General features: G+C 55.6%; 23 protein-coding genes. 16 read left to right on the top strand and 7 right to left on the bottom strand.

Annotated elements, in window-relative coordinates; all coding sequences use genetic code 11:
• Positions 1 to 377 precede the first annotated feature (377 nt).
• Both P1X16_RS14510 and P1X16_RS14505 read left to right on the top strand, forming a co-directional pair.
• Positions 378 to 1,337 carry a ribonucleoside-diphosphate reductase small subunit gene (locus P1X16_RS14510; protein WP_277230291.1) on the top strand — a complete coding sequence of 320 codons (960 nt, stop codon included), beginning with the start codon at positions 378 to 380 and terminating at the stop codon, positions 1,335 to 1,337.
• A 274-nt stretch (positions 1,338 to 1,611) separates the two neighbouring features.
• The gene (locus P1X16_RS14505) at positions 1,612 to 2,373 is read left to right on the top strand and encodes a LytTR family DNA-binding domain-containing protein (RefSeq protein WP_277230288.1); all 762 of its coding nucleotides are present in this window, start codon (positions 1,612 to 1,614) and stop codon (positions 2,371 to 2,373) included.
• 7 nt (positions 2,374 to 2,380) lie between these two features.
• On the opposite strand, the gene P1X16_RS14500 is transcribed toward P1X16_RS14505, so the two are convergent.
• Positions 2,381 to 4,744, bottom strand: a complete 2,364-nt coding sequence (locus P1X16_RS14500; protein ID WP_277230285.1) for a PAS domain-containing hybrid sensor histidine kinase/response regulator — start codon at positions 4,742 to 4,744, stop codon at positions 2,381 to 2,383.
• Between the two features lie 327 nt (positions 4,745 to 5,071).
• On the opposite strand from P1X16_RS14500, the gene P1X16_RS14495 reads away from it, so the two are divergent.
• From P1X16_RS14495 to P1X16_RS14475, 5 genes are all read left to right on the top strand, one after another.
• Positions 5,072 to 5,452, top strand: a complete 381-nt coding sequence (locus tag P1X16_RS14495) for a hypothetical protein (RefSeq protein WP_277230282.1) — start codon at positions 5,072 to 5,074, stop codon at positions 5,450 to 5,452.
• Positions 5,453 to 5,692: 240 nt separating this feature from the next.
• Positions 5,693 to 5,872, top strand: a complete 180-nt coding sequence (locus tag P1X16_RS14490) for a hypothetical protein (RefSeq protein ID WP_277230279.1) — start codon at positions 5,693 to 5,695, stop codon at positions 5,870 to 5,872.
• Between the two features lie 170 nt (positions 5,873 to 6,042).
• Positions 6,043 to 6,327 (top strand): GIY-YIG nuclease family protein, encoded by a 285-nt coding sequence (locus P1X16_RS14485; protein ID WP_277230276.1) that lies wholly within the window; start codon positions 6,043 to 6,045, stop codon positions 6,325 to 6,327.
• A gap of 509 nt (positions 6,328 to 6,836) precedes the next feature.
• Complete coding sequence (locus P1X16_RS14480) at positions 6,837 to 9,218, top strand: ribonucleoside-diphosphate reductase subunit alpha (protein WP_277230274.1); 2,382 nt, start codon at positions 6,837 to 6,839, stop codon at positions 9,216 to 9,218.
• Between the two features lie 131 nt (positions 9,219 to 9,349).
• On the top strand, positions 9,350 to 10,213 hold the full coding sequence (locus tag P1X16_RS14475) for an alpha/beta hydrolase (protein WP_277230271.1): 864 nt from the start codon (positions 9,350 to 9,352) through the stop codon (positions 10,211 to 10,213).
• 222 nt (positions 10,214 to 10,435) lie between these two features.
• Here the strand turns inward: P1X16_RS14475 and P1X16_RS14470 are convergent, their stop codons facing one another.
• On the bottom strand, positions 10,436 to 10,690 hold the full coding sequence (locus P1X16_RS14470; protein WP_277230268.1) for a hypothetical protein: 255 nt from the start codon (positions 10,688 to 10,690) through the stop codon (positions 10,436 to 10,438).
• A 290-nt stretch (positions 10,691 to 10,980) separates the two neighbouring features.
• On the opposite strand from P1X16_RS14470, the gene P1X16_RS14465 reads away from it, so the two are divergent.
• Together P1X16_RS14465 and P1X16_RS14460 are read left to right on the top strand one after the other, a co-directional pair.
• Entirely contained in the window at positions 10,981 to 11,664 is a 684-nt protein-coding gene (locus tag P1X16_RS14465) for a RibD family protein (RefSeq protein ID WP_277230265.1), read from the top strand.
• A 99-nt stretch (positions 11,665 to 11,763) separates the two neighbouring features.
• Complete coding sequence (locus P1X16_RS14460; RefSeq protein ID WP_277230262.1) at positions 11,764 to 12,651, top strand: DUF5694 domain-containing protein; 888 nt, start codon at positions 11,764 to 11,766, stop codon at positions 12,649 to 12,651.
• Positions 12,652 to 12,837: 186 nt separating this feature from the next.
• On the opposite strand, the gene P1X16_RS14455 is transcribed toward P1X16_RS14460, so the two are convergent.
• Together P1X16_RS14455 and P1X16_RS14450 are read right to left on the bottom strand one after the other, a co-directional pair.
• Positions 12,838 to 13,239, bottom strand: coding sequence for a nuclear transport factor 2 family protein (locus tag P1X16_RS14455; RefSeq protein WP_277230259.1), 402 nt, complete (start codon positions 13,237 to 13,239; stop codon positions 12,838 to 12,840).
• 346 nt (positions 13,240 to 13,585) lie between these two features.
• Positions 13,586 to 13,915 (bottom strand): hypothetical protein, encoded by a 330-nt coding sequence (locus P1X16_RS14450; RefSeq protein ID WP_277230256.1) that lies wholly within the window; start codon positions 13,913 to 13,915, stop codon positions 13,586 to 13,588.
• Between the two features lie 278 nt (positions 13,916 to 14,193).
• Here P1X16_RS14450 and P1X16_RS14445 point away from each other — a divergent pair, with 278 nt between their 5' ends.
• From P1X16_RS14445 to P1X16_RS14435, 3 genes are all read left to right on the top strand, one after another.
• A complete protein-coding gene (locus tag P1X16_RS14445) occupies positions 14,194 to 14,595 on the top strand; it encodes an NUDIX domain-containing protein (protein ID WP_277230253.1) in 402 nt (133 codons plus the stop codon).
• Between the two features lie 99 nt (positions 14,596 to 14,694).
• Positions 14,695 to 15,252 (top strand): hypothetical protein, encoded by a 558-nt coding sequence (locus P1X16_RS14440; protein ID WP_277230250.1) that lies wholly within the window; start codon positions 14,695 to 14,697, stop codon positions 15,250 to 15,252.
• A gap of 180 nt (positions 15,253 to 15,432) precedes the next feature.
• On the top strand, positions 15,433 to 16,485 hold the full coding sequence (locus P1X16_RS14435; protein WP_277230247.1) for a methyltransferase domain-containing protein: 1,053 nt from the start codon (positions 15,433 to 15,435) through the stop codon (positions 16,483 to 16,485).
• Positions 16,486 to 16,606: 121 nt separating this feature from the next.
• Here the strand turns inward: P1X16_RS14435 and P1X16_RS14430 are convergent, their stop codons facing one another.
• Positions 16,607 to 17,053, bottom strand: coding sequence for a hypothetical protein (locus tag P1X16_RS14430; RefSeq protein WP_277230244.1), 447 nt, complete (start codon positions 17,051 to 17,053; stop codon positions 16,607 to 16,609).
• Between the two features lie 188 nt (positions 17,054 to 17,241).
• Between P1X16_RS14430 and P1X16_RS14425 the strand changes: the two genes are divergently transcribed.
• The 4 genes from P1X16_RS14425 (at position 17,242) to P1X16_RS14410 (ending at position 21,174) form a co-directional block, all read left to right on the top strand.
• Complete coding sequence (locus P1X16_RS14425) at positions 17,242 to 18,630, top strand: TPM domain-containing protein (protein WP_277230241.1); 1,389 nt, start codon at positions 17,242 to 17,244, stop codon at positions 18,628 to 18,630.
• 234 nt (positions 18,631 to 18,864) lie between these two features.
• Positions 18,865 to 19,575: a haloacid dehalogenase type II gene (locus P1X16_RS14420; protein WP_277230238.1), complete on the top strand. Its 711-nt coding sequence runs from the start codon at positions 18,865 to 18,867 to the stop codon at positions 19,573 to 19,575.
• 173 nt (positions 19,576 to 19,748) lie between these two features.
• Complete coding sequence (locus P1X16_RS14415) at positions 19,749 to 20,384, top strand: Hsp20/alpha crystallin family protein (protein ID WP_277230236.1); 636 nt, start codon at positions 19,749 to 19,751, stop codon at positions 20,382 to 20,384.
• A gap of 247 nt (positions 20,385 to 20,631) precedes the next feature.
• Positions 20,632 to 21,174 carry a GNAT family N-acetyltransferase gene (locus P1X16_RS14410; protein ID WP_277230232.1) on the top strand — a complete coding sequence of 181 codons (543 nt, stop codon included), beginning with the start codon at positions 20,632 to 20,634 and terminating at the stop codon, positions 21,172 to 21,174.
• 61 nt (positions 21,175 to 21,235) lie between these two features.
• Here P1X16_RS14410 and aspA read toward each other — a convergent pair whose 3' ends face one another.
• A complete protein-coding gene (aspA, locus tag P1X16_RS14405; RefSeq protein ID WP_277230228.1) occupies positions 21,236 to 22,642 on the bottom strand; it encodes an aspartate ammonia-lyase in 1,407 nt (468 codons plus the stop codon).
• A gap of 234 nt (positions 22,643 to 22,876) precedes the next feature.
• Positions 22,877 to 23,656 (bottom strand): DUF547 domain-containing protein, encoded by a 780-nt coding sequence (locus P1X16_RS14400; RefSeq protein WP_277230225.1) that lies wholly within the window; start codon positions 23,654 to 23,656, stop codon positions 22,877 to 22,879.
• Positions 23,657 to 23,950 lie beyond the last annotated feature (294 nt).

Genomic DNA, 23,950 nt, shown 5'->3' with positions numbered 1-23,950 from the left:
TTTTTGTACGCTGAAAAAGTGAGCAAGAACCACCAGATAATAAACGCGCGAATACACATTTTGTGGACAACTACAATTATCCACACGCGAAATGTGGATAACATTCGCAAAAACTGTCTTTTCCTATGTTTTGACAGCCATTTTCCGTGATTTTACTCAAGGCCTTAGTCTAGGTACATGCAGAAAAATTAACAGAGAAAAAATGGTTTGGGTGGGGTAACCTTGCCGTAAGTCGGGTTTATATTTGGTGCACCAACACTTTTGGCCGCAAGGCCAAACAGCCTGAACAATCTGGTTTGCTGTCGGGTTTGCACAATGCTCGCCTGTTCGGCGGCCTGCCTTTTCATAGAAGTCAACCTACCTTTTTGCCCTCCCCTATGGAACCTCTGCTCATTGAGAATCCCAACCGCTTCGTCCTTTTTCCCATCCAGAACAATGACGTGTGGCAGATGTACAAGAAAGCCGAAGCCTCGTTCTGGACGGCCGAGGAAATTGATTTAGGTCAGGACCAGAAAGACTGGGACAACCTCAACGACAACGAGCGCCACTTCATCAGCCACGTACTAGCCTTCTTTGCGGCCTCCGACGGTATCGTGAACGAGAACTTGGCTGTCAACTTCATGCAGGAAGTACAGATGCCCGAAGCGCGCTGCTTCTATGGCTTCCAAATCATGATGGAAAACATTCACAGCGAAACCTATTCGCTGCTGATTGACACGTACATCAAGAACCCGCAGGAGAAAGACCGCCTCTTCAACGCTCTTGAAACGGTGCCGTGCGTGAAGAAGAAAGGTGAGTGGGCATTGCGCTGGATCAACTCCGAGGACTTTGCTGAGCGCATCATTGCGTTTGCGGCCGTTGAGGGTATCTTCTTCTCTGGTTCGTTCTGCTCGATTTTCTGGCTGAAAAAGCGTGGCCTGATGCCCGGCCTGACTTTCTCCAACGAACTCATCAGCCGCGACGAAGGTCTGCACTGCGACTTCGCCTGCCTGCTCTACAGCTACCTGCAAAACAAGCTGCCCGAGGAGCGGGTGCACAGCATCATCCGCGACGCGGTGACCATCGAACAGGAATTTGTGACTGATGCGCTGCCCGTGAACCTGATCGGTATGAACGCCACCAGCATGAGCCAGTACATCGAGTTTGTGGCCGACCGCCTGCTCGACTCGCTCGGCTACAGCAAGATCTACAATGCCACCAACCCCTTCGACTTCATGGAAATGATTTCGCTGCAAGGCAAAACCAACTTCTTCGAGAAGCGGGTGGCCGAGTACCAGAAGGCTGGCGTGATGAGCGAGCGGACCGAAAACGCCTTCTCACTGGACGAAGATTTTTAAGCTCACCCCTCGCACTTCTGGTCTTTCCAAGAGTACGTGCTGTTAAACTTCAAGCAAAACGGAGCAGCTTTGTAGCTGCTCCGTTTTCATTTACTCAAGGTCGAGTTGCCCAGCATCCTCTTTAGCAAAGCATTTATGTGTACTTGTTGTAGTGGCTGGTTGAGCTGCGCTAGCTGAACAGAATTACTATCTCCGTTACATTTGCGGCTTTTCTTGCCTATCTAGTTGCCACTAGCTACCTGATTCTGCGTATTCGCAAGCTCTACCCTCTGCTATGACTCCTGCAGTTTCGCTCGCTTGCGTCATCATCGACGACAACGAAATCAACCGCTTCACTCTAGAGCGTGCCGTGCAGCGCCACGACCAATTGACACTCGCGGCCTCGTTTCCCGACGCGGTGGAGGCATTGTCTTACCTGCGCGGCGGGGGCCAAGTTGATTTGCTGCTGCTCGACATCGAAATGCCGCACATCAGCGGGCTGGAACTGGTGAAGCTGCTACCTAACCCCAAGCCGGCCGTGATTCTGGTGACCACCCACGCCAGTTTCGCAGTGGATGCCTTCGAGTTGCGCGTGGTCGATTATTTGGTGAAACCTGTGAGCTATGCGCGGTTTTGCCAGGCTATTGCCCACGTCACGGAGCAGCATCAAGCCACAGCAGCCCCACCACCACCTGCACCGGTGGCGGCACCTAGCGCGGCCGTCCCAAACGATATTTCGGCCACCGGCACCGACTTGTTTGTGAAAACCAACGGCAAGCTGCTGCGGATCAATTTCGAATCGGTGCTTTTCATTGAGGCGCTATCCACCTACGTGGTGCTGGTTACCGACAAGCAAAAGCACGTGGTGGGGGGCACGCTCAAAAGCATCGAGGATCGGTTGCCCTTCCGCCATTTCGTGCGGGTACACCGCTCATATATAGTGAACCTGCACCGGGTGGAGGCTCTGGAAGACAACATGTTGAAGCTCGGCCAGCACGAAGTACCGGTGAGCCGGCCCTACCAGGAAGAGCTTACCCTGCGTCTGCGGGCACTGTAAGTCCGGGCTACGAGGCGGCCGAAAACTCCTCGGGCAGCACCCGCAGCACCCGCTCTACCTGCCGCACCAATTGCTGCACGGCGGCCGCTCTAACCTTGCTGGCCTTAGTACCTGGCCGCGGCTGATCCATCAGCAGTTGTAAGGGCTGCGTTATACCCGCCACGCCAAACTGTATGAGATTGGGCTTGATGTGGTGCACTAGCTTGGCCACCTGCGCCCACTGCCCGGCAGCGGCGGCCACTTGAATCTGCTGCAAAGTGGGCGGTATATGCAGTAAAAACGAACGTACGATGCGCTCAACAAAGGTGATTTCGCCGTCGGCTAGCTCGTGCACCTGCTGTAAGTTGTAGAGGGGTACCTCGGGGGCTTGCACCAACGCCACCAGCTTGCTGTAGAACTCTTCTTCCTTGAAAGGCTTGGTCAGGCAGTCGTTGATGCCGGCTTTCAGGTAGCGGTCCAGGTCGGAGCGGAAGGCGTTGGCGGTGAGGGCCAGCACGGGTACTAGGGCCCGTTCTAAGTCGGGGTGCAGGCGCATTTGTATCGTGGCCTCCACGCCGCTCATGCCCGGCATCTGAATATCCATCAGCACGGCGTCGTAGCGGTGCTCGGCGTGCAGCGCCAGCGCGGCCGGGCCGCTTTCGGCTTCGTCTACCAGCGCACCCCAGCTTTGCAGCAGCAAGCGCACCACCTCCCGGTTTATGCCGTTGTCTTCCACGACGAGCACCCGGCGGTTGCGTAATGCCCCCGTATCCAGCAGCACTGGGCGGGGTGCGATTTCACCTCCCTCAGCCCGGGGCAGCGTGACGGTAAACTGAAACGTGCTGCCGCTACTAAGTTGGCTTTCAACCACGATAGTACCACCCATCTGCTCGACCAGGGCGCGGGCAATACCTAGCCCCAGGCCAGTACCACCAAAGCGGCGGGCCGTGTCGGGGCTGGCTTGCACAAAGTCTTCGAAGATATGGTCGAGCTTATCGGCCGGAATGCCGATGCCGGTATCGGTAATCCGGAAGCCAGCTGTGAGGTGAGTTTCGGTTTGGCTGATTAAGTAGCCGCCTATGGAAATACTGCCTTCGGCGGCCGTGAACTTGATGGAATTGGATACCAGGTTGATTAGCACCTGATTGAGACGATACGCGTCCCCCATCACGCGCGGCAGCGGCTCGGCCTGCATGAACAGGGCTACGTGAAAAGACACGCCTTTTTCGGCAGCCTGCACGGCCAAGGGTTGCAGGGCTTCCTCCATCGACTCCCGCAGGTCGAACGACATCTGCTCTAGCTCTAGCCGGGCTGAGCTGATTTTGGTCATGTCCAGCACCTCGTTGAGCACCGACAGCAGATGCTCGCCCGAGGTTTGGATAATACGCAGCAACTCCCGCTGGTCTTGGTCGAGCTCGGTTTTGGTGAGCTGGCGGGCCATGCCGAGCACCCCGTTCATGGGCGTCCGGATTTCGTGACTGAGGTTGGCCAGGAATCCTTCTTTGGCTAGCGCCGAGGCTTCGGCTCTTTCTTTACCGCGCTTGAGTTCTGTTTCTGCCTGCACACGCTCCGTAATATCGAGGGCGCAGAGCAGCACGCAGGGCGCTTGCCCAGGCTGGTTGATGCAGTGCGCGTGGTAGAGTAGCTGCCGGGGCTGCCCGTTGCGGGGTAGCACGGGCAGCTGCCCCACGCTGGTTTCGACAGTTGAGTTGAACTGTGTTAGATACGCGGGCCAGCTCTGGGAATGGTCGGTGCTGGGCATCAGCTCACTCAGGTGAGTGCCTAGCAGTTGCGAAGCGGGCAGTTGCAGTAGCAGCGCGAAAGCTTGGTTGCAGGCCAGCACTACTCCGTTCAAATCGTGCACGGCCACTGGCGCCGGCAGATGGTAAAGTAAGTGGTCTGGCTGAAACTCCTTGGCTACGTTAGGAGCAGCCATTTCCGCCACGAGGCGGTAACTAAACAGCTCGGAACGAGCCGCGCTTCCAAATGGCAACACGTAATCCAGGGCCAGCACCCGACCGTCGCGCAGCGCTAGCTCATCGCTCAACACAGGCTCTTGAGCAGCCCGCAACTCACTGAGGCGCAAAGCATACTGAGCGGGCTGCATAGCCAAGCTTTGTAAACGCTCAAACACCAGATCGGCGGGCTGTCCTATCCAGGAGGCTGGGGCTTCGGCGCCGCCCAGCAACAAGCACATCGTTTCGTTGATACGCTCGATGGTTCCTTCGGGGCCGACCAAAAGCATGCCGGGGCCCGACTGCTCCAGCATGCCGGCTAGCCGACGTTCGGCAGCCGCGGCACGCTCGTTGGCTTGGTGCAAGGCCAGCTCCAACTCTGCTATACGCGTCTCAGCGCTGGAGCTATTAAGAGAACGAGCCGCGTTGGAAGACATGCAAAAGCAGTGGGAAAGTAACTCTAGTGCGGGGTGTACCGCCTAGCTAATACCAGCTGGGCGGCCCAAACGGGATGTTGCCTGTTAAAAACTACCGCCTCAGAATTATCCAGTCGCTGTAAAAATACGACCGGTCACATCAAAAAAGGACCAAACCAGCAAAAATTCCAGTAGCCCCCGCCGGGGCGCCCTAACATTGTATCATCAACGGCGCAGCAAGACGGGCTTAGCCAGGCAACTCAACTTCTTGGTTCCTCTCTTGAGTCGTTATTCCCTTTAACTACATCTCTTTCAAACTCTTCCCAACCACAATTACCTCTTACCACTATGGCTTACTCTACTTCTTCTCCTGCCGGTCAAGCTGTTCAAGAAATCATCAACCAGCTGCCAAGCCTCGTGGCCGTAGCCATTGTAGATGTTAATTCGGGCATGGCTCTGGCTTCGCACTCCAACAACCCCAACCTGAACCCTGAGACGGCTGCCGCTTACAACACCGAGGTGGTAAAGCAAAAGCAAAAGGCAATGGCCGCTCTGAAGCTCACCGGCGAAGTAATCGACGACATTCTGATCAGCCTCACCAACCAACTGCACCTGATCAACCTGACGCCCGACGGCAAGAAGTTCATCTACCTGGTAGTGAACACTCGCGACACCAACCTGGCTATTGCCCGCGAAGTGCTCCGTCAGTGCTCGGAGTTGCTGAAATAGTCTTTCTATATTAGTGACTATCAGCTATCTGACTTATTCCGGTGATTCAGAATTAGAAAAAGCCACCCCGCATTGGGGTGGCTTTTTCACGTTTGTACTATCTGCTGCCGCTAGGTAAGCCAGCGTATTACTATCAAAGGTTGGCTGTGGAAGTCCATGTACTAATAGCGGGCACCCTCCACGGTTACTAAACGGGAGGCCGGGCATTAAGCTTCACCCACCATTTTTCGCCCATGCTGTATGGAGCCTTCTTTTGTGTCGCCTTGCTTTGCGTGCCGCCGGCGTTTCCGCTGGAACGGCCAGCCGCTGTTCACCGACTGCTCTTGCGTTAACTATGGCCGCGGCACCACAGCAGTAGCGCTAGTAGCCGCCGCGACGCTGGTAGTAAGCGGGCTGTTGTACTTGAAGTTGAATAAGTAAGGCTGATACTTATTCATAGACTGTCTGTCATCCTGAGGCGGTAGCCGAAGGACCTTCTGGCCGTAGAACGAGCCGTTGGTATACTAGCCGTTCAAGTGGGAAAAGGTCCTTCGGCTACCGCCTCAGGATGACAGACCAAGTTAAAGCTACATACAATACATACTTCTGTTATGCCTTACTACGTCTACATTACTACCAATCCTGCTCGCACCGTCCTATATATCGGCATCACAAACAACCTCGTTGACCGGATAGCTCAACACTACGAAAACCGCGGCACCCCGCAGACTTTCGCCGGCTGCTACTTCTGCTATAATCTTATCCACTTCGAAGAATACACCGACAGCTTAGCTGCCATAGCCCGCGAGAAGGAGCTGAAAGGATGGACACGAGCGAAAAAGGAGAATCTAATAGCTATACAGAACCCTGGATGGGAGTTTCTAATAATAGGCTGAGGGCCACACACTATACACCCCGCCTGTCATTCTGAGCTGGCGAAGGACCTTATGCCTGCAGAACGAACCGTTTTATCCTAGCCGTTCAGGCGTTAAAAGGTCCTTCGCAAGCTCAGGATGACAGATGATGTGTTACCTAGCGGTGCTTAGTCGGTGGACTGATTGTTCTGCTACTTGCTGCTGGAACCGAAGACGCTTACTGTTCAGCTCTACCGCTCACAAGCAATACGATTTCCGCTGCAATTTGCCAACCTGAAATTCGGGCTGTTTACTAATTTATATAGCATTGCTTACATTTATAAAACCCGCTGAACAGCACTGTTTTGCGGCTATGTGGAAAACTTCTAAACTTTAGGTTTGTCCTACCCACTGGAAGGGAATATATTCCGCTATTCAACCGGCGCATGCGGACTGCGTGCTGGCGTCCGGAATCCTCTTCTGAACCCCCTGTTGCCTGCTCCTGCCCGGGGCGGGTGAACCCATACACCAACCCATCAACCGCAACGTCTATGCTGGTATTAAAACGCGACGGCCGCCGCGAATCCGTGAAATTCGACAAAGTCACGGCGCGTATTGAGAAGCTCTGCTACGGGCTCAATATGATGTATGTCTCCCCTATTGAAGTGGCCAAGAAGGTCATCGACGGGATTTACGACGGCGTCACGACCGTGGAGCTCGACAACCTGGCGGCCGAAACCGCTGCATCCCTCACCACCAAGCACCCCGACTACGCCATTCTGGCGGCTCGGATTGCGGTGAGCAATCTGCACAAGGTCACGGCGAAGTCGTTTAGCAGCACCATGAAGCGGCTCTACACCTACCAGGACCCCAAGACCGGCGAAAATGCTTCGTTGATAGCCAAGGACGTGTGGGAAACCATTCATAAGCACGCGGCTACCCTGGACTCGGCCATCATCTACGATCGGGACTACAACTACGACTACTTCGGCTTCAAGACGCTGGAGCGCAGCTACTTGCTTCGCCTCGACGGCAAAGTAGTGGAGCGTCCGCAGCACATGATTATGCGCGTGGCTATCGGTATTCACAAAGAGGATATCGACGCGGCTATTGCTACCTATGAGCTGATGAGCGAGCGGTGGTTTACGCACGCTACGCCTACCCTCTTCAACGCGGGCACCCCGAAGCCACAGCTCAGCTCGTGCTTCCTGCTCACAATGAAGGACGACTCCATCGAGGGTATCTACGACACGCTGAAGAACTGCGCTCTGATTTCGCAGTCGGCGGGCGGTATTGGCTTGGCTGTGCACAACGTGCGGGCTACGGGCTCTTACATCAAGGGTACCAATGGCACTTCCAACGGCTTGGTGCCGATGCTGAAGGTGTTCAACGACACGGCCCGCTACGTGGACCAAGGTGGTGGCAAGCGCAAAGGCGCCTTCGCCATCTACTTGGAGCCTTGGCACGCCGACATCATGGACTTCTTGGACCTCAAGAAAAACCACGGCAAAGAAGAGATGCGCGCCCGCGACCTGTTCTTCGCCCTCTGGACGCCCGACCTGTTCATGAAGCGTGTGGAAGCCAACGGCGACTGGACGCTGATGTGCCCCCACGAGTGCCCCGGCCTCGACACCACGCACGGCGAGGAGTTCGAGCGCCTCTACCACAAGTATGAGCGCGAAGGCAAAGGCCGCAAAACCATCAAGGCGCAGGAGCTGTGGTTTGCTATTCTGGAAAGCCAGACCGAGACCGGCACGCCCTACATGCTGTTTAAGGACGCCGCCAACGGCAAAAGCAACCAGCAAAACCTTGGCACCATCAAGAGCTCCAACCTCTGCACCGAGATTCTGGAGTACACCGACGAAAACGAAATTGCGGTCTGCAACCTGGCCTCGCTGGCGCTGCCCCGCTACGTCCGTCCTGATGCCAACGGCAACCTCATCTTCGACCACCAGAAGCTGTACGAGGTAACCTACCACGCCACGCTGAACCTGAACAAGGTTATCGACATCAACTACTACCCGGTAGTGGAAGCAGAGCGCAGCAACCGCCGTCACCGCCCCATCGGGTTGGGCGTGCAGGGCCTAGCCGATACGTTTATTGCGCTGCGCATGCCGTTCGAGAGCGACGAAGCCAGCGGCTTAAACAAGGACATCTTCGAGACCATCTACTTCGCGGCCATGACGGCCTCCAAGGACTTGGCCAAGAAGGATGGCGCCTATGAGACCTTCAAAGGTTCGCCGCTCAGCCAGGGCAAATTCCAGTTCGATCTGTGGGGCGTAACGCCCGAGTCGGGCCGGTGGGATTGGGAAAGCCTGCGCACCGAAGTGGTCGAGCACGGCGTGCGTAACTCGCTGCTAGTGGCGCCTATGCCAACGGCCAGCACCGCCCAGATTCTCGGCAACAACGAGTCGTTTGAGCCTTACACCTCCAACATCTACGTGCGGCGCGTGCTGAGCGGCGAGTTCATGGTGGTGAACAAGCACTTGCTGAAAGACCTCATCAAGCTCGGCATCTGGAACGAGCAGATGAAAAACGAAATCATTGCCGCCAACGGCTCGGTGCAGAACATCGACCGGATTCCGCAGCACATCAAGGACCTGTACAAGACGGTGTGGGAGATTTCGCAGCGCCGCATCATCGACATGTCGGCCGACCGGGGCGCGTACATCTGCCAGAGCCAGAGCCTGAACCTACACGTATTGAACGTGAATTTCGGCAAGCTCACCAGCATGCACTTCCACAGCTGGAAGAAAGGCTTGAAAACCGGCATGTACTACCTGCGCACCAAAGCCGCCGCCGACGCCATCAAGTTCACGGTGCAGAAGCAAGCCGCCGAGACCTTAGAGCCGCTAAACGTAGCCGCCCAAAATGCTTCGGACATGGCCTGCTCCCTGGATAACCCGGACGCTTGCGAGGCCTGCGGATCATAAGAAATATTCGATTTTCAAAAAAAGCCTAGAGAATTCTCTAGGCTTTTTTGCTTTTTCTTAACTCGGGAGACTTAATCTTCTAGTTGCATCCAAATGCTAGAGAGCTGCTCCGCGCTTCTTACCCTCGCGTTATGCTTCGCCCTTCTTGTTACTGGCTGCTGACTAGGTTGAGTATGACGGCCTTGCTCGGCAGTTGCCAGGGTAATGGCAATACGTCCGCTCAAGCTACCGAGCCGGGGCTGAGCATGCCGTCTGATACCACACAGTGGGTAGGCAAGGGGGAACAGCGCCTGCACGTGCAAGCGTATCACAGTTCTACGCGCACGGCCCGGCCCACGCTGGTTGTCGTGCTACACGGCGATGCGCCTTTTCGTCCGCCCGAATACCAGTACACCCTAGCGCGACAGGTGGCGGCCGCTTACCCGAATGTGGTGGCCGTGGGCTTGCTGCGACCGGGCTACACCGATCCGCAAGGCTACCGCTCGGCGGGCCTGCGTGGCGAAGCTACCGGCGACAACTACACACCAGAAGTAGTGGATGCGGTGGCCGCAGCGCTAACTGAGCTGCGGCAACGTTACCACGCGGGCCGGCTGGTAGTAGCCGGGCATTCGGGCGGGGCCGCCATAACGGCCAACGTGCTGGCCCGCTACCCCAACCACATAGATGCTGCTCTACTCGCTTCCTGCCCTTGTGATGTACCTCGCTGGCGCCAGCACATGCAGCAGCTAGATGACGGCGGGGCCATTTGGGAGACATCCGTACGCAGCCTTTCGCCCCTGGCCTTAGCTGACTCCGTAGACGTGACCCGGCCCATCACGCTGCTAGTTGGAACCGCTGACTCGGTAGCGCCGCCCCGCTTTAGTCGCGCTTACTGGCAAGCGCTGCACCAGCGTCGCAGCCCCGCCCGGCTGGTGCAACTTCCAGGTGAGGGGCACGAGATATTCCTGTCAGCAACGGTGCGCCGGGAAATCGGGGTGCTGCTGACGGGGCGGTAAACACTTTCGCCTGCTAACTCTGGCTTTTTCTTGTTGCCACCGCGCCGAGTCCGGGCTGAGCGTAGTTGTGATTATTAGTTAAGGTTGATGTGCATACATTTTCGTAACTCTATAGGTGCCACGGTGGCAGACGGGGTTAGGCCTACTAGCTTACAGTCAGTATAGTGCATAAAAAAGGCTTCCCATTAGGAGGAAGCCTTTCTTGTTGCTGCTTGCCGCTTCTTAGTGGCGCCCCCGGCCTCGGCCACGGCCGTTGTTGCCGCGAGGAGCGTAGTAGGCGGGGCCGGCCGGCACGAGCATAACCGCGCCGCTCTTGTACTTAGGGTGCCGATGCTTCACGGGATGAGCCTTTTCCACCACTACGTAGCGGGGCGCTGGCGTGCCAATGTTGATAGTGACCTGAGCGTGCGCCGAGGTACTGCCCAGGGCCAGAGCAGCTACCGTTAGAGCAGCCGTTGCGAGTAAAGATTTAATCATAAAAAGAAATGGGTAGAAGGTAAGTAGTAAGCCTATGGGCTGCTAGCAGGGGGACACTTAGCTTTCACAACGCAGCAGTGCTAGGTAAATGAAGCAGGCACCAGCACAAGAGCAAATAAATTAAGTGCAATAGAAACAGCCATTAGCAGACTAAAATAATGGAATTATCTTATACACTAGCAACCGGCAGGCGTTTTTCACCGAAACTCTACTTCGGCTTGACTTAAAGGCCGTATAGACAGGTACTACCGGGCCGTGAAGCCCGGCCATCAGCTTAGCAACCTTCCTATATGAAACCGCGCGTAATCTGCCACATGATGAGCTCCCTCGACGGGCGCATTATCCTTAGCCGCTGGGGCCAGAAGCCTAACACCAAAGAATACGAAACCACCGCCGCCACTTTCGAGGCGCAAGCTTGGCTGTGCGGCCGCGTAACCATGGAAAAAGACTTCACTGAGGGCCTGGCTCCCGACTTGCAACCCGTAGCCGAGCCCCTGCCCCGCACCGACTTTGTGGCCGAGCACGGCGCCGAGTCGTTTGCGGTGGCAGTAGATGCGCACGGCAAGCTCGGTTGGGAATCGGCCTTCATCGACGAAGATCATGTGGTGGCCGTGCTCACCGAGCAAGTCAGCGACGAGTACCTAGCGTATCTGCGGCGGCAGGGTGTGTCGTACATCTTTGGCGGCGCGCAGGAACTGGACTTTGCGCTGGTACTCGACAAGTTAGGCGAGCTATTTCCCATCCAGACGCTGTTGCTGGAAGGCGGCGGGCACTTAAACGGCTCGTTGCTCAAGGCCGGGCTAGTAGACGAGCTAAGCTTGCTGCACTACCCCGTGGTAGATGGCGCAGCCACCTCCCCTACCATTTTCGAGCAGGGCGAAGCGCCAGGTCCGCCTGTAGCGTTTAAGCTGCAAAGCGTGGAGCAGCGGCCAGAGGGTATTCTGTGGCTGCGGTATGAGGTAAGCGCAAGCTAGCCGCCAGGGGCAGCCATAACTGGCGCAGGGAAAACAACCGGGGAGACTATTGCACTAATAGCCAAACGCATATATTCGCCGCCTACACCTCTACTCTGTATGCGTCGACTACTATTCTCAGGTATTATTTCTCTGGTTAGCCTGTTTGGCTGCACCACCACCAAAACCCAATCTACAGGCAGCACGGCCAGCAACCAGGCTCCTATTGCCGTTATGATGGTGGGCGGCCCTCACTTAAACCAAGTCTACAAGCCCAACAACCCTAATACCGACGTTCTCACGCCCAAGCGCCAAGCAGAACTAGCCGCCGTCTGCGACCAACTCCAGCGGTACAAGCCCGATGCCATTATGGTGGAGGAACTACCCGCGCGGCAAGGCCGCATCGATAGTCTGTATGCCCTCTACCGGCAAGGTAAGCTCGACTTTGCTGCAATGCCTGACGGGCGCTCCGAAACCTATCAGCTAGGCTTTGTGCTTGGCAAGCGCCTCGGGTTGGAGCGTATTTATTGCGTGAATTCAGAGGGTGGTACTTCCCAAAGCATTCTGCACGAAGGCACCAACATCAAGCTCTACCAGGATGCCACAGCTGAGCACCGGGCGTACTATGCGCCCACCTTTCGGCGGTGGGAAAAAGACAGCGTGACCATGGCTGGCCTATTGAGTTTCGCCAACAGCCGCACGTTTCTTGAGCAGCTGCACACGCTTGTATACCGCACTGCCGCCCGCGTAACCAACGGCACCCTGAAGTCTGACCCGATGGTAGACTCCACCTTTATCAAGCCGCATTACGTGGGCGCCGAGTTCATTTCGGTTATCTACAACCGCGACCTGAAGATTTACTCGAACATGGTCACGACGCAGATGGCCACCGGCAGCAAGCGCATACTCACCATCATTGGGGCCCGCCACATTGGTTCGCTGCAAGGTATGTTCCGCACCGACCCGGCCTATCAGGTAGTAGAGGCTTCCAAGTACCTGAAGCCGTAAGCCCGCGGCACTGTACTACCGTAGCTCCTTACCGGCTATGTGCCAGCATCGCCGATTTGGGGGTGCGTCCTGCACGGCGGAGTTAGAACATCTAGCTTAGTTGACAAAATCACTATCAGCAATCTAGATGCTCTACTTTCGCTTCGCACGCAGAGGCTATCCTATTATCAGCTTATAGGTTTTAGCTTAGAACTGTTCGTAGCAAGGATAGCGCCGCTGCCGATAGATCTTACCGTCTTTGAACTCAAAAATCAGACAGAGCTGAGAACTTAAGCGCTGCCCCCGGACAACGGACCGTACGTCGCTTACAGTGGTGGCCTGCCACTCGCCTTCTACCAACACAGTACCGTCGGCGCTGATGTGGGTATGCTGTACTTCAAACGATGGGTCGCGCAGCAACTCCCGGCCTACCCGGAGGTTATCGAGAATGTCGTTGAAAGAACGACGCTGAATAGTTCGGTTAAGGAGATTAGGAAACTCGATCTGCTCTACCTCCGGATGCAACACCGCAGCGTAAGCAGCCGGGTCTACATTCAGCGACTGGACCAGATCAAAGTAAGCGTTGATAACGTCAAGCTGTTGGTTCATAACTCGGGAGTGGGATCAAATAGGTCGCAAGATACTAGAAAGAACAAGCGTTTACCGCTTGACTAACAGCTCGCAAATTAACTTTTCAGCCTTACTGTTCTCACCTATCGGCTAGCATGGTTGTGCAGGCTTGCTTGCAGAAATAGCACCCCTGCTACTTAGGGCTTTCCTCCTTGCGCGCTAAACCTGCATCAAGCCTATCAACTTACGGCGGCCTACGCCCCAACGACAGTATGCCAGCATTTATTTGAAGGCCACTAAACCCGTCAGCCCCGACGCCATAGCACCCAGAACGGGGCGTTGGTGTCGGGGCTGACGGGTTTAGTTGGCTGCTGGCCGCCACCTATCAGGGACGTCTGGTTTGCGGCCGGGCAGGCGTAGCGGGGTTGCGCTTGGCGGGCTGCACTTGGCCCGAATCGACGGGGCCAGCGGTTACGTCGCCCCGCGGAATGACCGGCTGGGGCAGCACACCATTGGGCCGTACTTGTGTAGGCGCGGGCACTGGTTCAATCTTGTTCTGGTTTACGCCTGCCGGGAGCGTAACTCCGGGCAAAGGGCTTACTCGCTCACCAACGTTGCGCTGGGTGGGCGTAAGGGGCGCACCACCACCTTGGGCTTGCGCCGAAGCAGAGGCCAAGCCAATCAACAATAAGGAAAAGAAGGGAAGGCGACACATAAGGCAGAAGACAAAACGAGTGAGAAAGTAGACAAGCATTACTTCGGGGTCGCGCGGTGTCTACCGGCGTGGTAGTGCGAAGGGCGGCTGCGAGCAAGCGTGCTACTAGCCCTACGACTACTCTTGCACGCAAGTTTAGGCCGCACGCAGGCCGTGCTAGCCAGCAGCTGGACCCTTGGTACTTGTTGAGCTCATTGCAGCTTAGGGCATACAGCAGAGAAGACTTAAAGACGCGCCCTTGCGTCCAACTATTCTCGGATTTCGGTTACCTTGAATGCGTGAAAACAATCGATAAAATTGCGTGGCTGCACCTACACGAAGGCAAACTTCTGAGCACCCGCAGCCGGGGCAAAGACCGGTTCTATCTGCCTGGAGGCAAGCGCGAAGCCGGCGAGACAGACGCCGAGGCCTTACGGCGCGAAATCAAAGAAGAGCTAACCGTTGACCTGGATGCAGCGAGCCTGCAGCACGTGGGCACGTTTGAAGCGCAGGCCCACGGGCACCCGGCCGGAGTATCGGTGGTGATGATCTGCTACAGTGGCCGCTACACGGGCACGCTACAACCCGCGGCCGAGATAGAGGAAATGGCCTGGCTTAGCTACCAGGACCGCCCCCGGGTGTCAGCCGTCGACCAAAAGATTTTCGATTGGCTCCGAGGCCAACAGCTACTAGCAGACTAGCCGTACCAGTTCCCGGCAACTCCATGATCAGGTATCGTGCTTAACCTGTAGCTTTTGTGTTTCAATCAAGAAGCCTAGCTAATCGCCTATTCTGCCGCCATGCCGCCGACCGGAAAGAAAGCCGCTGCCCCGTCTCCGGCCTTGCTAGCCTTCTACAACGCTGTGCCCAACGTATTCTGGTCGGTGCTGAGCTTGGTGCCCATTTGCATTTTCTGCTACCAGCACATGGCGCGGCCGTGGCTGTATGGGCTGCTGGCTGCTAGCCTACTGGCGTATGCGCTGCCCACGGCTTGGTTTCCATACTGGCAGCTTAGCAGTAGCTCCGCTGCTTACCGGAAGCTAGGTGTCCCTATCGTCAACCGCTTCACGCAGCACGGCGACCTTATCAATGGGCTGGTCCGGCGCCAGCATCCCAACTATCGGCACGTGCGCCACCGGGCTTCCGCTGCCGCGTTGCGGCGCACCAGCTACCACCAGGAGCGTTTCCATCTGGTGCTATTGCTGTTCTTTTTGTTCAGCAGTGTTTATGCCGCAGCGTACGGCCATTGGAAGTGGGCAGCAGCGCTTACGCTCATTAACGTGCTGTATAACCTCTACCCGATGTGGCTGCAACAGTACCTACGGGTGCGCCTGCGTTTGCACGCACCTACTTCCTAGGTTTGAGGCCCTTACTCCCAACTAATAGTAGTGGCGTGGCAGCTACGGGCTTGTAGCTGCTGGCTAGCGGTGCGGGCTTTGGCGGGTAGCGGCAACCTCCGCGAATCTCTGCCGGCCACAGACTGTAAACCCACATCCAAAAAGCTGGTTGTGTACGTAAGCTTTTCTACATTCATGACTATGCAAACATCCGACACCCACGCCCAAGTACAGGAGTATTATGGCTCGCAGCTAGAAACCAACCAGGACCTGCTCACCAATGCCTGCTGCACCGACGATATTCCGCTGGCTCACCGCCGCATTCTTTCTCAGCTAGCCCCCGAGGTTCTAGAAAAATACTACGGTTGCGGCGTGTGCGTACCCGATGCCATTGACGGCTGCACGGTGCTCGACCTGGGCAGCGGCTCGGGCCGCGACGTGTATTTGCTTTCCAAGCTGGTAGGCGAAACGGGGCGGGTTATTGGCGTAGACATGACGGAAGAGCAGCTCGACGTAGCCCGCCGCCACATCGACTATCATACCACGCAGTTCGGCTACCGCCAACCCAACGTGGAATTCCGCCACGGCTACATCGAAGACCTACGCACTGCCGACTTGCCCGACAACAGCGTGGACCTGGTGGTAAGCAACTGCGTGCTCAACCTTAGCACCGACAAAGAAGCCACCTACCGCGAAATATTCCGGGTGCTAAAGCCTGGCGGCGAACTGTTTATTGCCGACGTATTTGCTGACCGTCGCGTGCCCGAAGCGCTGCGCCAGGACCCGGTGCTGTACGGCGAATGCCTGAGTGGCGCCCTCTACACCGAGGACTTCCGCCGGCTGCTTATGCGCCTGGGCGTGTCGGATTATCGCCTTTTCGCCAGCCGCCGCCTTACCATCAACAACCCCGAAATCGAGGCCAAAGTCGGCAACATCGGGTTCTACTCGTTTACGGTCCGTGCCTTCAAGCTCGACTTGGAAGACCGTTGCGAAGATTACGGCCAAGTAGCCACTTACCTAGGCACGGTGCCCGGCCAGCCGCATCAGTTTGTGCTCGACGACCACCATACCTTTGAGACCGGCCGCCCCATGCTGGTGTGCGGCAACACAGCCGCTATGGTAGGCGAAACTCGTTACGCACCTTACTTCCAGGTAGTAGGCAACAAAAATCGCCATTTCGGTTTGTTCGACTGTGGACCAGCCCCAGCCACGGCCGCTGCGTCAGGCGAGGCAGCAGCGGGCTGTGGTTGCTAACATGTAGTTGAGCACCTTTTTTAGGCGCTAAAACACGGGGCCAGCGACGCGTATCCTGCGTCGCTGGCCCCGTGTTTTATTGTTTGAAGCCCCTACGTATGAAGTTTGTCCTTCGAGGTTGTTACTGGAAGCTGCGTTGCGACGGTGGCGAGCTAGGCTGTTGCAACAGCCACTTCAGCGCCTCAGCCTCGGTTTCGAAAGAACGATAAATCAGCGGCATGTTATTTACCTGCGTGGTGATGGAAGCCGTAGCCAGACGCACCATCACCTCCCCCGATACTATTACCGCTCCGTGACGGTAACCAGCCTGCACGGCCAAGGGCAGCCATTCCTTCGACACCCATTGCTGCTCTTCCTGCGAGAAAGGCCGCATTCCTACTTGATTAATCAGGATGCGGCTCCAGTTATAGCGCTGTAGCGCATATACCATGTGGGTGAACAATGCCCGTACTTCTTCGGGCCGGTAGGGGTTGCTGCTCCAATTGACCCGCAGAAATCCTGCGGCATCCTCCAACAACTGACCGGCAGCATTCCTAAAATATATAGCTGGCAGTAAGTTTCTCTTCATGGCATACAAAGGTATTGGGTACGTACACACAAACCGAAAATTGATAGCAGGCTTTTCGGTGTGGAAGGCAGTATAGCAGGGGTCAGTTCCAGTGGATTGCGAGTAGTTGTATAGCTATTAGCGCCCTAACTCCGTAGAAGGCGATACGCCTGCTTGACAGCTATTCGTCTCACTACACCTCTCGTGCCATGCATCGCTTCTTGTTTCTTCTGTTGCTGCTCTTATCAACTGAGCTGAGTGCGCCCGCAACTGTTGCTGCCCAATCCGAGTCGGCAACTTCAACGGCGGTGGAGGGACTGCCGGCTCGGCCTTCCCCCTTCCGCTTCGTGACCGATGAGGCCAAACTGCTGAGCGCCGCCGACGCCAAAACCTTGGAAAGCGGCTTGCGCCGCTACGCCGACAACACCGGTACTCAGATTGTAGTCGTGACGGTGCCTACGCTAGGCGGCCGCACCGTAGCCGATTATGGTCGGGCCCTTGGCCAAGCCTGGGGCGTAGGCCAACGCGAAAAAAACAACGGGATTGTGGTACTGCTATCCGGGCAAGAGCGCAAAGTCACGATTCAGGCCGGTTCGGGGCTGCAAAGCGCCATTACGCCCGAGCTAACGGCCCGCGTCATCAACGACCAGATGACGCCTAGCTTTAAACAAGGCAACTATTTTGCGGGCATACGCACCGGCTTGAATACGCTGATGCTAGCAGCTAACCCCGAGTCGAACCCCAATAAGAATCAGCCGGCTACGGCCAACAGCCCTGCCACTGCTTCTGGAGCAGCCGGTACGGGAGCAGCAGCGGGAAGTAGCTCCAACTTAAACTCCGACGGTTTAGCGTCTACCGATAATACCCCGGCTACCGAACCTTTCACGCCGCAGTCAACGGTACCGGCGCCGCAGCCTTCGGGCCTCGGTATCGGGACGCTAGCTATTGGCGCCTTGCTGATTGGCGGAGTGATATGGGGGCTGCTAAAGCTGTTTCGGCGCAAGTCGCAGCCCACGGCAGTTCCTGGCAATGCCCCCGACTTTTACGGTAACGGCAACCGCCCCACTGGTCCCACCGGCAACTACAACCGCGGCAATATGCCCCCGCAACAACCGGGTCCCGACTTCTATGGTAACCGCGGCCCGGGTATGGGTGGCAATGGCTACGGTGGCGGCATGGGCAGTGGTATGGGCGGCGGCATAGGTAGCGGAATGGGTGGTATTCTGGCAACGGGTGCTGCTGCTGCGGCCGGTGCTTACCTAGGCAACCGCATGGCCTCCGGAGGCCACGATGAATCCGGCAACGGCCTGACGGGCCATGATGCTACACCTTCGTCGCTCGACCCGGGGGCAGCAGGCTTGGCGGGGGCGGCTGGGGCAGCAGGTGGCACTTCGTCGGCCGATGAGTTTCCAGCATTTGGCGGGTCCAGTACCAATGAGGCAGCTCCTGATTATTTCTCGCAAGACGACTCCAGCTTCGACAATTCGTCGCCCGACTACTTCTCGTCCGATGATAATTCCTCGTATGACGATATGTCGTCGGATGATACGGGTGGCGGCGGCTTCGACAGCGACGATGATAACAGCGGCTCGTGGTAAACAGCCGCCCGCTTTACTGACAGCCGCCCCAAGAGGGCGGCTGTTTTTTTGTAAAACAGGTAGCTAATTAGCTTCCAGAAACGGCGCTGCTGATAGTGCCCTCTTACTGGCTTAAAAGCATTTGCCACCTATTGACCAAAGAAAGTTTTCAGTCCGGTGCACTCCATCGTGTTGGTGTATCCGTATGTGCACTGCATTGCCCTCCTCGCTGTTCCTATCCTACTTTTCCAGTCTATGCAAACTCTCTTAACTACATCTTCACCGCAACCCAAGGTTATCTTTTTTGACGTCAACGAGACCTTGCTCGATATGAGCAAGTTGAAGCGAGCTGTTGGCAAAGCTTTCGGCAACAAATTCGCGTTTCAGCAGTGGTTTGGCTTGCTGCTGCAGTACTCATTGGTTGATACCGTTACGGGCTCTTACCACCCGTTCAGTGTTATTGCCGAAGCAGCCCTCGATATGGCCGCCGACAAGCTGGAGGAGAAGCATTTGAAGCCTGCCAAAAAGCGCGAAATAGTACAGCTGTTAACCGAATTACCAGCTCATAAAGACGTTCCGAAAGGATTGGCAATGCTACTGGACATGGGTATCCGGCTGGTCGCCTTCACCAACTCCACGCGCGAGGTGCTCGACGAGCAATTGCGCTACGCAGGCATCATTCATTATTTCGAGCAAGGCCTGAGCATCGACATCGGTCAGCGCTACAAGCCCCACCTTGATACTTATCTAGCAGCCGTTCAAACGGCGGGTGTACAACCCGCTGAAGCCGCATTGATAGCCGCGCACGGCTGGGACGTGGCTGGTGCCCTCCAAGCTGGTTTGGCCGCCGGTTTCATTGCCCGGCCCGGGCAGGAACTGTACCCGCTAGCCCCGGCTCCTACTTACCAAGGCAAGACGCTAGTGGAGGTAGCCAAGCAGATTGCAAAGGCAACGCCTAGCGTATGATGAAAGCCGGAAAGCCCACTGCTAAAGCACTTGCAAGCAGAGCTTTATAGAACTAGAAGAGCCTTTTCAAAAAATTTTTGAAGCTCGAAAAAAATGTCGGTTTTAAGTGAAACCTACGTTTTTTTCGAATCGTACACGGCAGCGTTGTTGGTTACACCTAAACTCTCAACGCCATGTCTATTCAAAAATTTCAAGATTCCTTCTCTGATATGGCATCGTCGAACTTCAGCACGATGCTCGACCGGTTCTTCAACGATTCGCTGGCTTCGCGGGGGCGCGTCAACAGCTTTTCGCCTCACGTTGATGCCTACGAAACCGAGAAGAGTTATGAAATAGAAGCCGCTCTGCCTGGCATGAAGCGGGAAGACATTAAGGTGGACTTTCACCAAGGTCGCCTGACTATTGCCGGGGAGCGGCAGTTCCGCAACGAGCAGAATCAGCGGCGCTACCACATGGTGGAAAGTTCGTTTGGCTCGTTCCAACGCTCGTTCCAGCTACCCGACACGGTAGATGCTAGCGGCATCCAAGCCTCGTTCGAGGACGGGATGCTGCGGGTAAGCGTGCCGAAAGACGAACAGAAAACAATGCGCCACCAGATCCAAATCAAAGGCGGCCAGAGCTCTACCATTGGCAATGGCCAGCTTTCGGAGCGCACGGAGCAGCAAGCCACCGATGTAACTGTGCAGCAGCTTACCAACGAGCAAAGCAGCAACGGCAGCAATGGCAATGGCATTCGAAAGAAAAGCAACACCATGGAGCGTGTTGCTGAAATGAATGGCCGGCCCCAAAGCTCTGGTGTTGGCTCGTAAGCCACTGGCCTGCGTTCTAGCCATTACAAAAGCCTTTCCGCCTGCGGGAAGGCTTTTGTTTTGCAGCGCTGCTGTTTACTCGTGCGGACGGCGTCATGGTATTCACTGTATTGGAGGCAGCCGTGCAACGGAGTAAACAATTTCTTTATCTGCACTAGAGCCTCGTGTCAGGGCCATTGTTGCTGACACCTGTTACTTTAGCTCATCCGGAATCATCTACAGCCTCCTCCGGCTCTCTTGCACGTCCATGCTTAGCCAATCTGTACTTCAAGTTCCGGTCCTGGAAACCACCCGTCTGCTGTTGCGCGGTTACAAGCCCACCGACTTCCCCGAATACGTAACTATGTGGGCCGACCCCAAGGTGTACCGCTATTTAAGCCCCCGGCCCATGTTGGAAGAAGAAGTCTGGGCCACGTTGCTCCGCAGCGTTGGGCACTGGACCTTGATGGGCTATGGTTTCTGGGCCGTGGAAGACAAAGCGTCTGGCCGTTTTATTGGGGTAGTGGGCTTTGCTGACCCTAAGCGCAACATCGTGCCGGCCAGCAACGGCGCCCCCGAAATTGGGTGGGTGCTGGCATCAGCTGCGCACGGCAAAGGCTACGCTACCGAAGCCGTGGAAGCCGCCATTGCTTGGGCCGACGCGCATTTCGGACCGGTTCGTACCGTATGCGTTATTCACCCCAGAAACGAAGCATCCTTGCGAGTGGCCCGCAAATTTGGTTACCAAGAATACCACCGCACCACCTACCACGACCAGCCAACGGTTATGCTAGAGCGGGTGCAGTTGTAAAAGATGAAATGGGGAGGTAGTGGACTATCCGCCAACCATTTCACCTTTCACAACTGCACTCTTATTGAATGAAGTGAGGACGAATCAGGTTTTCAAACGTGAATATCTCGTCCCACTTGGCTTGTGAAAGCAGCTGACGCTCCGTTACGGCTATATCGTACACGTTCTTGCCTGTACGCAAGGCTTCCCTGGCAATTTCTGCGGCCGTCTCGTAGCCAAGCACCGGATTAAGTTGCGTAACAATACCAATGCTGTTGCGGACCAGCTTTTCCGCGTGTTGGGCATTGGCCGTGATGCCTACTACGCACTTTTCCCGCAGTGTATGGCACGCCCGCGTCAGGTAAGAAATGCTGGTGAACAAGGCGAATGAAATAACTGGCTCCATTACGTTGAGCTGCAATTGCCCGGCTTCGGCGGCCATGGTTACGGTCAGGTCGGCGCCTATCACGTAGAAAGCCGTTTGGTTGACCACCTCCGGTACTACCGGATTCACTTTACCCGGCATGATGCTGGAGCCCGGCTGCAACGGCGGCAGATTGATTTCAAACAAGCCCGCCCGAGGTCCGGAAGACAAGAGCCGTAAGTCGTTGCAAATCTTGGAGAGCTTCACAGCCGTGCGCTTTAGCACACCCGAGAGTTGCACGTAGGCTCCCGTATCGTAGGTAGCCTCTATCAGGTCGCCGGCTAGCACCAAGTCCAGCCCGGTGATGTCGCGCAGGTGCTCGGTAACTTTTTCGCCGTAGCCAGCGGGGGCATTGACGCGGGTGCCAATGGCAGTGGCCCCCATGTTGATTTCGCTGATTAGGTTGCGACTGTCTTTGATACGCAGCAGTTCCTCGCGCAAGTTGGTGGCAAAGGCATGAAACTCGTCGCCCATGCTCATAGGCACGGCATCTTGGAGCTGAGTGCGCCCCATTTTCAACACGTTCCGAAATTCTTCGCCCTTCTGGGCAAACGCATCGGCCAATTCGCCTAGGGCTTGGCTGTAACTTTCTAGCTTATTGTTGAGGGCGATGCGAAAAGCCGTCGGGTAGGCATCGTTGGTGGACTGCGAGCAGTTGACGTGGTTGTTGGGATGGCAGTACTCGTACTGGCCTTTGGCTTTGTCCATCAGTTCCAACGCTACGTTGGCAATTACCTCGTTGGCGTTCATATTCACGGAGGTACCGGCGCCGCCCTGAATCATGTCGGTCAGAAATTGCTCGTCCATTTCGCCAGCAATAACCCGGTCGCAGGCCCGAACAATGCAGTTAGCAATGTTAGGGTCCAGTACGCCCATATCACGGTTGGCCATGGCGGCCGCTTTCTTCACGTAGCCTAATGCCTGCACAAAGAGCGGCTCCGACTTCAGTGGAATGCCCGTAATGTTGAAATTTTCCAGCGCTCGTAGGGTCTGGATACCATAGTAGGCATTGGCCGGAATGGCTCGTTCGCCTAAGAAATCATGTTCAAGTCGGGAGGTATGCATGGGTGGGGGTTGGGGTGGTGGCTCTTCTACGCAAACTGTGGAGCTGGGATAAGCTTCTTGCATACAAGAAACCTACCTACTCTGTTTGTTTTGCTTGGCGTAGAAGCCACTCTCTCCTAGTAGGGTGTTGCGGCCCGGCTACAGCCCCAACAACAAGACCGGCAGGCATAACTAGCATCATGCCTAGTCCTGCCTGCCGGTTTCTATATTCTGCCTCTGCTTTAGCAGTGCATTCTACTTTTTGGGTGCTTCGGCTTTCTGGTCATTAAGTCTCCAATCGTACGCGTAATAGTCCATAGCAAACCAGGTGGGAACCCGCTTGTCGGCGCGGAATTGGTTGACATACGCCACGCCAGTTTTACCGCTGGTGCCAAAATCTGCCTCGTACCACTTGAAAATCTCGGGTAGCATCACGGTCTTGCCTTCAGCATCTACCTTCACGAAAGCAGGGTCTTGCAACACGCGGCGGGTCTGGTCGTTGAGTTGCGTGAACAGATCTTTACCCATGTAGGCCTCACGGCTTAAGCGAGGGCAGCTGGCAGTGCCGCACACCAAAGCAAAGTGCAGACGCGGGTCGTCGTAGAGTTTGCGCAGCTTGTTGTGCTCTAACTCGTCGAGCGTCATTTTTTCGCCGCCTACCAGCATTTGCTTCTTGTCGAAGAAGCCCGGCATCTCCCGTACCGACGTTAAGGGGTAATTGCTAACTATTTCCCCAATTACAAGCACGTTGTAGGCGTTCAAATAGAAGGCATACAAGTCGGCTTGCGAAGCTCCGCTCATGCTAAAGGAAGCAATGTCTTCAAGCAACGCATCGAGTTGCTTTGGGTCGCGCTGAATAGCTTTGTAGTTAACTTCTCCATCCTTGTTCACAAACCTTTTCAAAAAAGCTGTGGTCGAGGCCGTTATCTGGGCTGAGGAAGGAGGTGCCGCTTGCACCGAAAGACAACCAAATAATAGAACAAAAAACAGTGCCGCACGTACCCAAATCGCCAGAGAGTTGTAGGTGTGTTTCATGGATGAAAGTAAGCTAGTCGTATTATGGCACTGGTAATACAATTAAGTTGCCAATATTAAATAACCCGTTTTTTGCATTATAAAGGCCTGTAATTCAGCAGTTTTAATAAATATATAATATTATATATTTATCTTAATTCAGGAATCAGGGTTCATTATGAGATTATCTGTTTTTTATAACTTTACCAGTGTTACACATCCTTTATCTATTAAATAATAACGCTTACGTATTCTTGAACTCCGCCAGCAGGCAAGCACAACAGTAACAACGAATCGGGCAATGAACAAAAGCCC

The sequence above is a fragment of the Hymenobacter sp. YC55 genome, from assembly GCF_029433095.1.
GTDB lineage: Bacteria > Bacteroidota > Bacteroidia > Cytophagales > Hymenobacteraceae > Hymenobacter.
Note: the sequence above shows the minus strand (reverse complement) of the source record. Positions and strands in the feature narration are given on the sequence as shown.

Bases quoted from the DNA above. Each gene is read 5' to 3' on its own strand.
- P1X16_RS14510 (WP_277230291.1), top strand. From the start codon at position 378: ATGGAACCTCTGCTCATTGAGAATCCCAACCGCTTCGTCCTTTTTCCC.
- P1X16_RS14505 (WP_277230288.1), top strand. From the start codon at position 1,612: ATGACTCCTGCAGTTTCGCTCGCTTGCGTCATCATCGACGACAACGAA.
- P1X16_RS14500 (WP_277230285.1), bottom strand. From the start codon at position 4,744: ATGTCTTCCAACGCGGCTCGTTCTCTTAATAGCTCCAGCGCTGAGACG.
- P1X16_RS14495 (WP_277230282.1), top strand. From the start codon at position 5,072: ATGGCTTACTCTACTTCTTCTCCTGCCGGTCAAGCTGTTCAAGAAATC.
- P1X16_RS14490 (WP_277230279.1), top strand. From the start codon at position 5,693: ATGGAGCCTTCTTTTGTGTCGCCTTGCTTTGCGTGCCGCCGGCGTTTC.
- P1X16_RS14485 (WP_277230276.1), top strand. From the start codon at position 6,043: ATGCCTTACTACGTCTACATTACTACCAATCCTGCTCGCACCGTCCTA.
- P1X16_RS14480 (WP_277230274.1), top strand. From the start codon at position 6,837: ATGCTGGTATTAAAACGCGACGGCCGCCGCGAATCCGTGAAATTCGAC.
- P1X16_RS14475 (WP_277230271.1), top strand. From the start codon at position 9,350: ATGCTTCGCCCTTCTTGTTACTGGCTGCTGACTAGGTTGAGTATGACG.
- P1X16_RS14470 (WP_277230268.1), bottom strand. From the start codon at position 10,690: ATGATTAAATCTTTACTCGCAACGGCTGCTCTAACGGTAGCTGCTCTG.
- P1X16_RS14465 (WP_277230265.1), top strand. From the start codon at position 10,981: ATGAAACCGCGCGTAATCTGCCACATGATGAGCTCCCTCGACGGGCGC.
- P1X16_RS14460 (WP_277230262.1), top strand. From the start codon at position 11,764: ATGCGTCGACTACTATTCTCAGGTATTATTTCTCTGGTTAGCCTGTTT.
- P1X16_RS14455 (WP_277230259.1), bottom strand. From the start codon at position 13,239: ATGAACCAACAGCTTGACGTTATCAACGCTTACTTTGATCTGGTCCAG.
- P1X16_RS14450 (WP_277230256.1), bottom strand. From the start codon at position 13,915: ATGTGTCGCCTTCCCTTCTTTTCCTTATTGTTGATTGGCTTGGCCTCT.
- P1X16_RS14440 (WP_277230250.1), top strand. From the start codon at position 14,695: ATGCCGCCGACCGGAAAGAAAGCCGCTGCCCCGTCTCCGGCCTTGCTA.
- P1X16_RS14435 (WP_277230247.1), top strand. From the start codon at position 15,433: ATGCAAACATCCGACACCCACGCCCAAGTACAGGAGTATTATGGCTCG.
- P1X16_RS14430 (WP_277230244.1), bottom strand. From the start codon at position 17,053: ATGAAGAGAAACTTACTGCCAGCTATATATTTTAGGAATGCTGCCGGT.
- P1X16_RS14425 (WP_277230241.1), top strand. From the start codon at position 17,242: ATGCATCGCTTCTTGTTTCTTCTGTTGCTGCTCTTATCAACTGAGCTG.
- P1X16_RS14420 (WP_277230238.1), top strand. From the start codon at position 18,865: ATGCAAACTCTCTTAACTACATCTTCACCGCAACCCAAGGTTATCTTT.
- P1X16_RS14415 (WP_277230236.1), top strand. From the start codon at position 19,749: ATGTCTATTCAAAAATTTCAAGATTCCTTCTCTGATATGGCATCGTCG.
- P1X16_RS14410 (WP_277230232.1), top strand. From the start codon at position 20,632: ATGCTTAGCCAATCTGTACTTCAAGTTCCGGTCCTGGAAACCACCCGT.
- aspA (WP_277230228.1), bottom strand. From the start codon at position 22,642: ATGCATACCTCCCGACTTGAACATGATTTCTTAGGCGAACGAGCCATT.
- P1X16_RS14400 (WP_277230225.1), bottom strand. From the start codon at position 23,656: ATGAAACACACCTACAACTCTCTGGCGATTTGGGTACGTGCGGCACTG.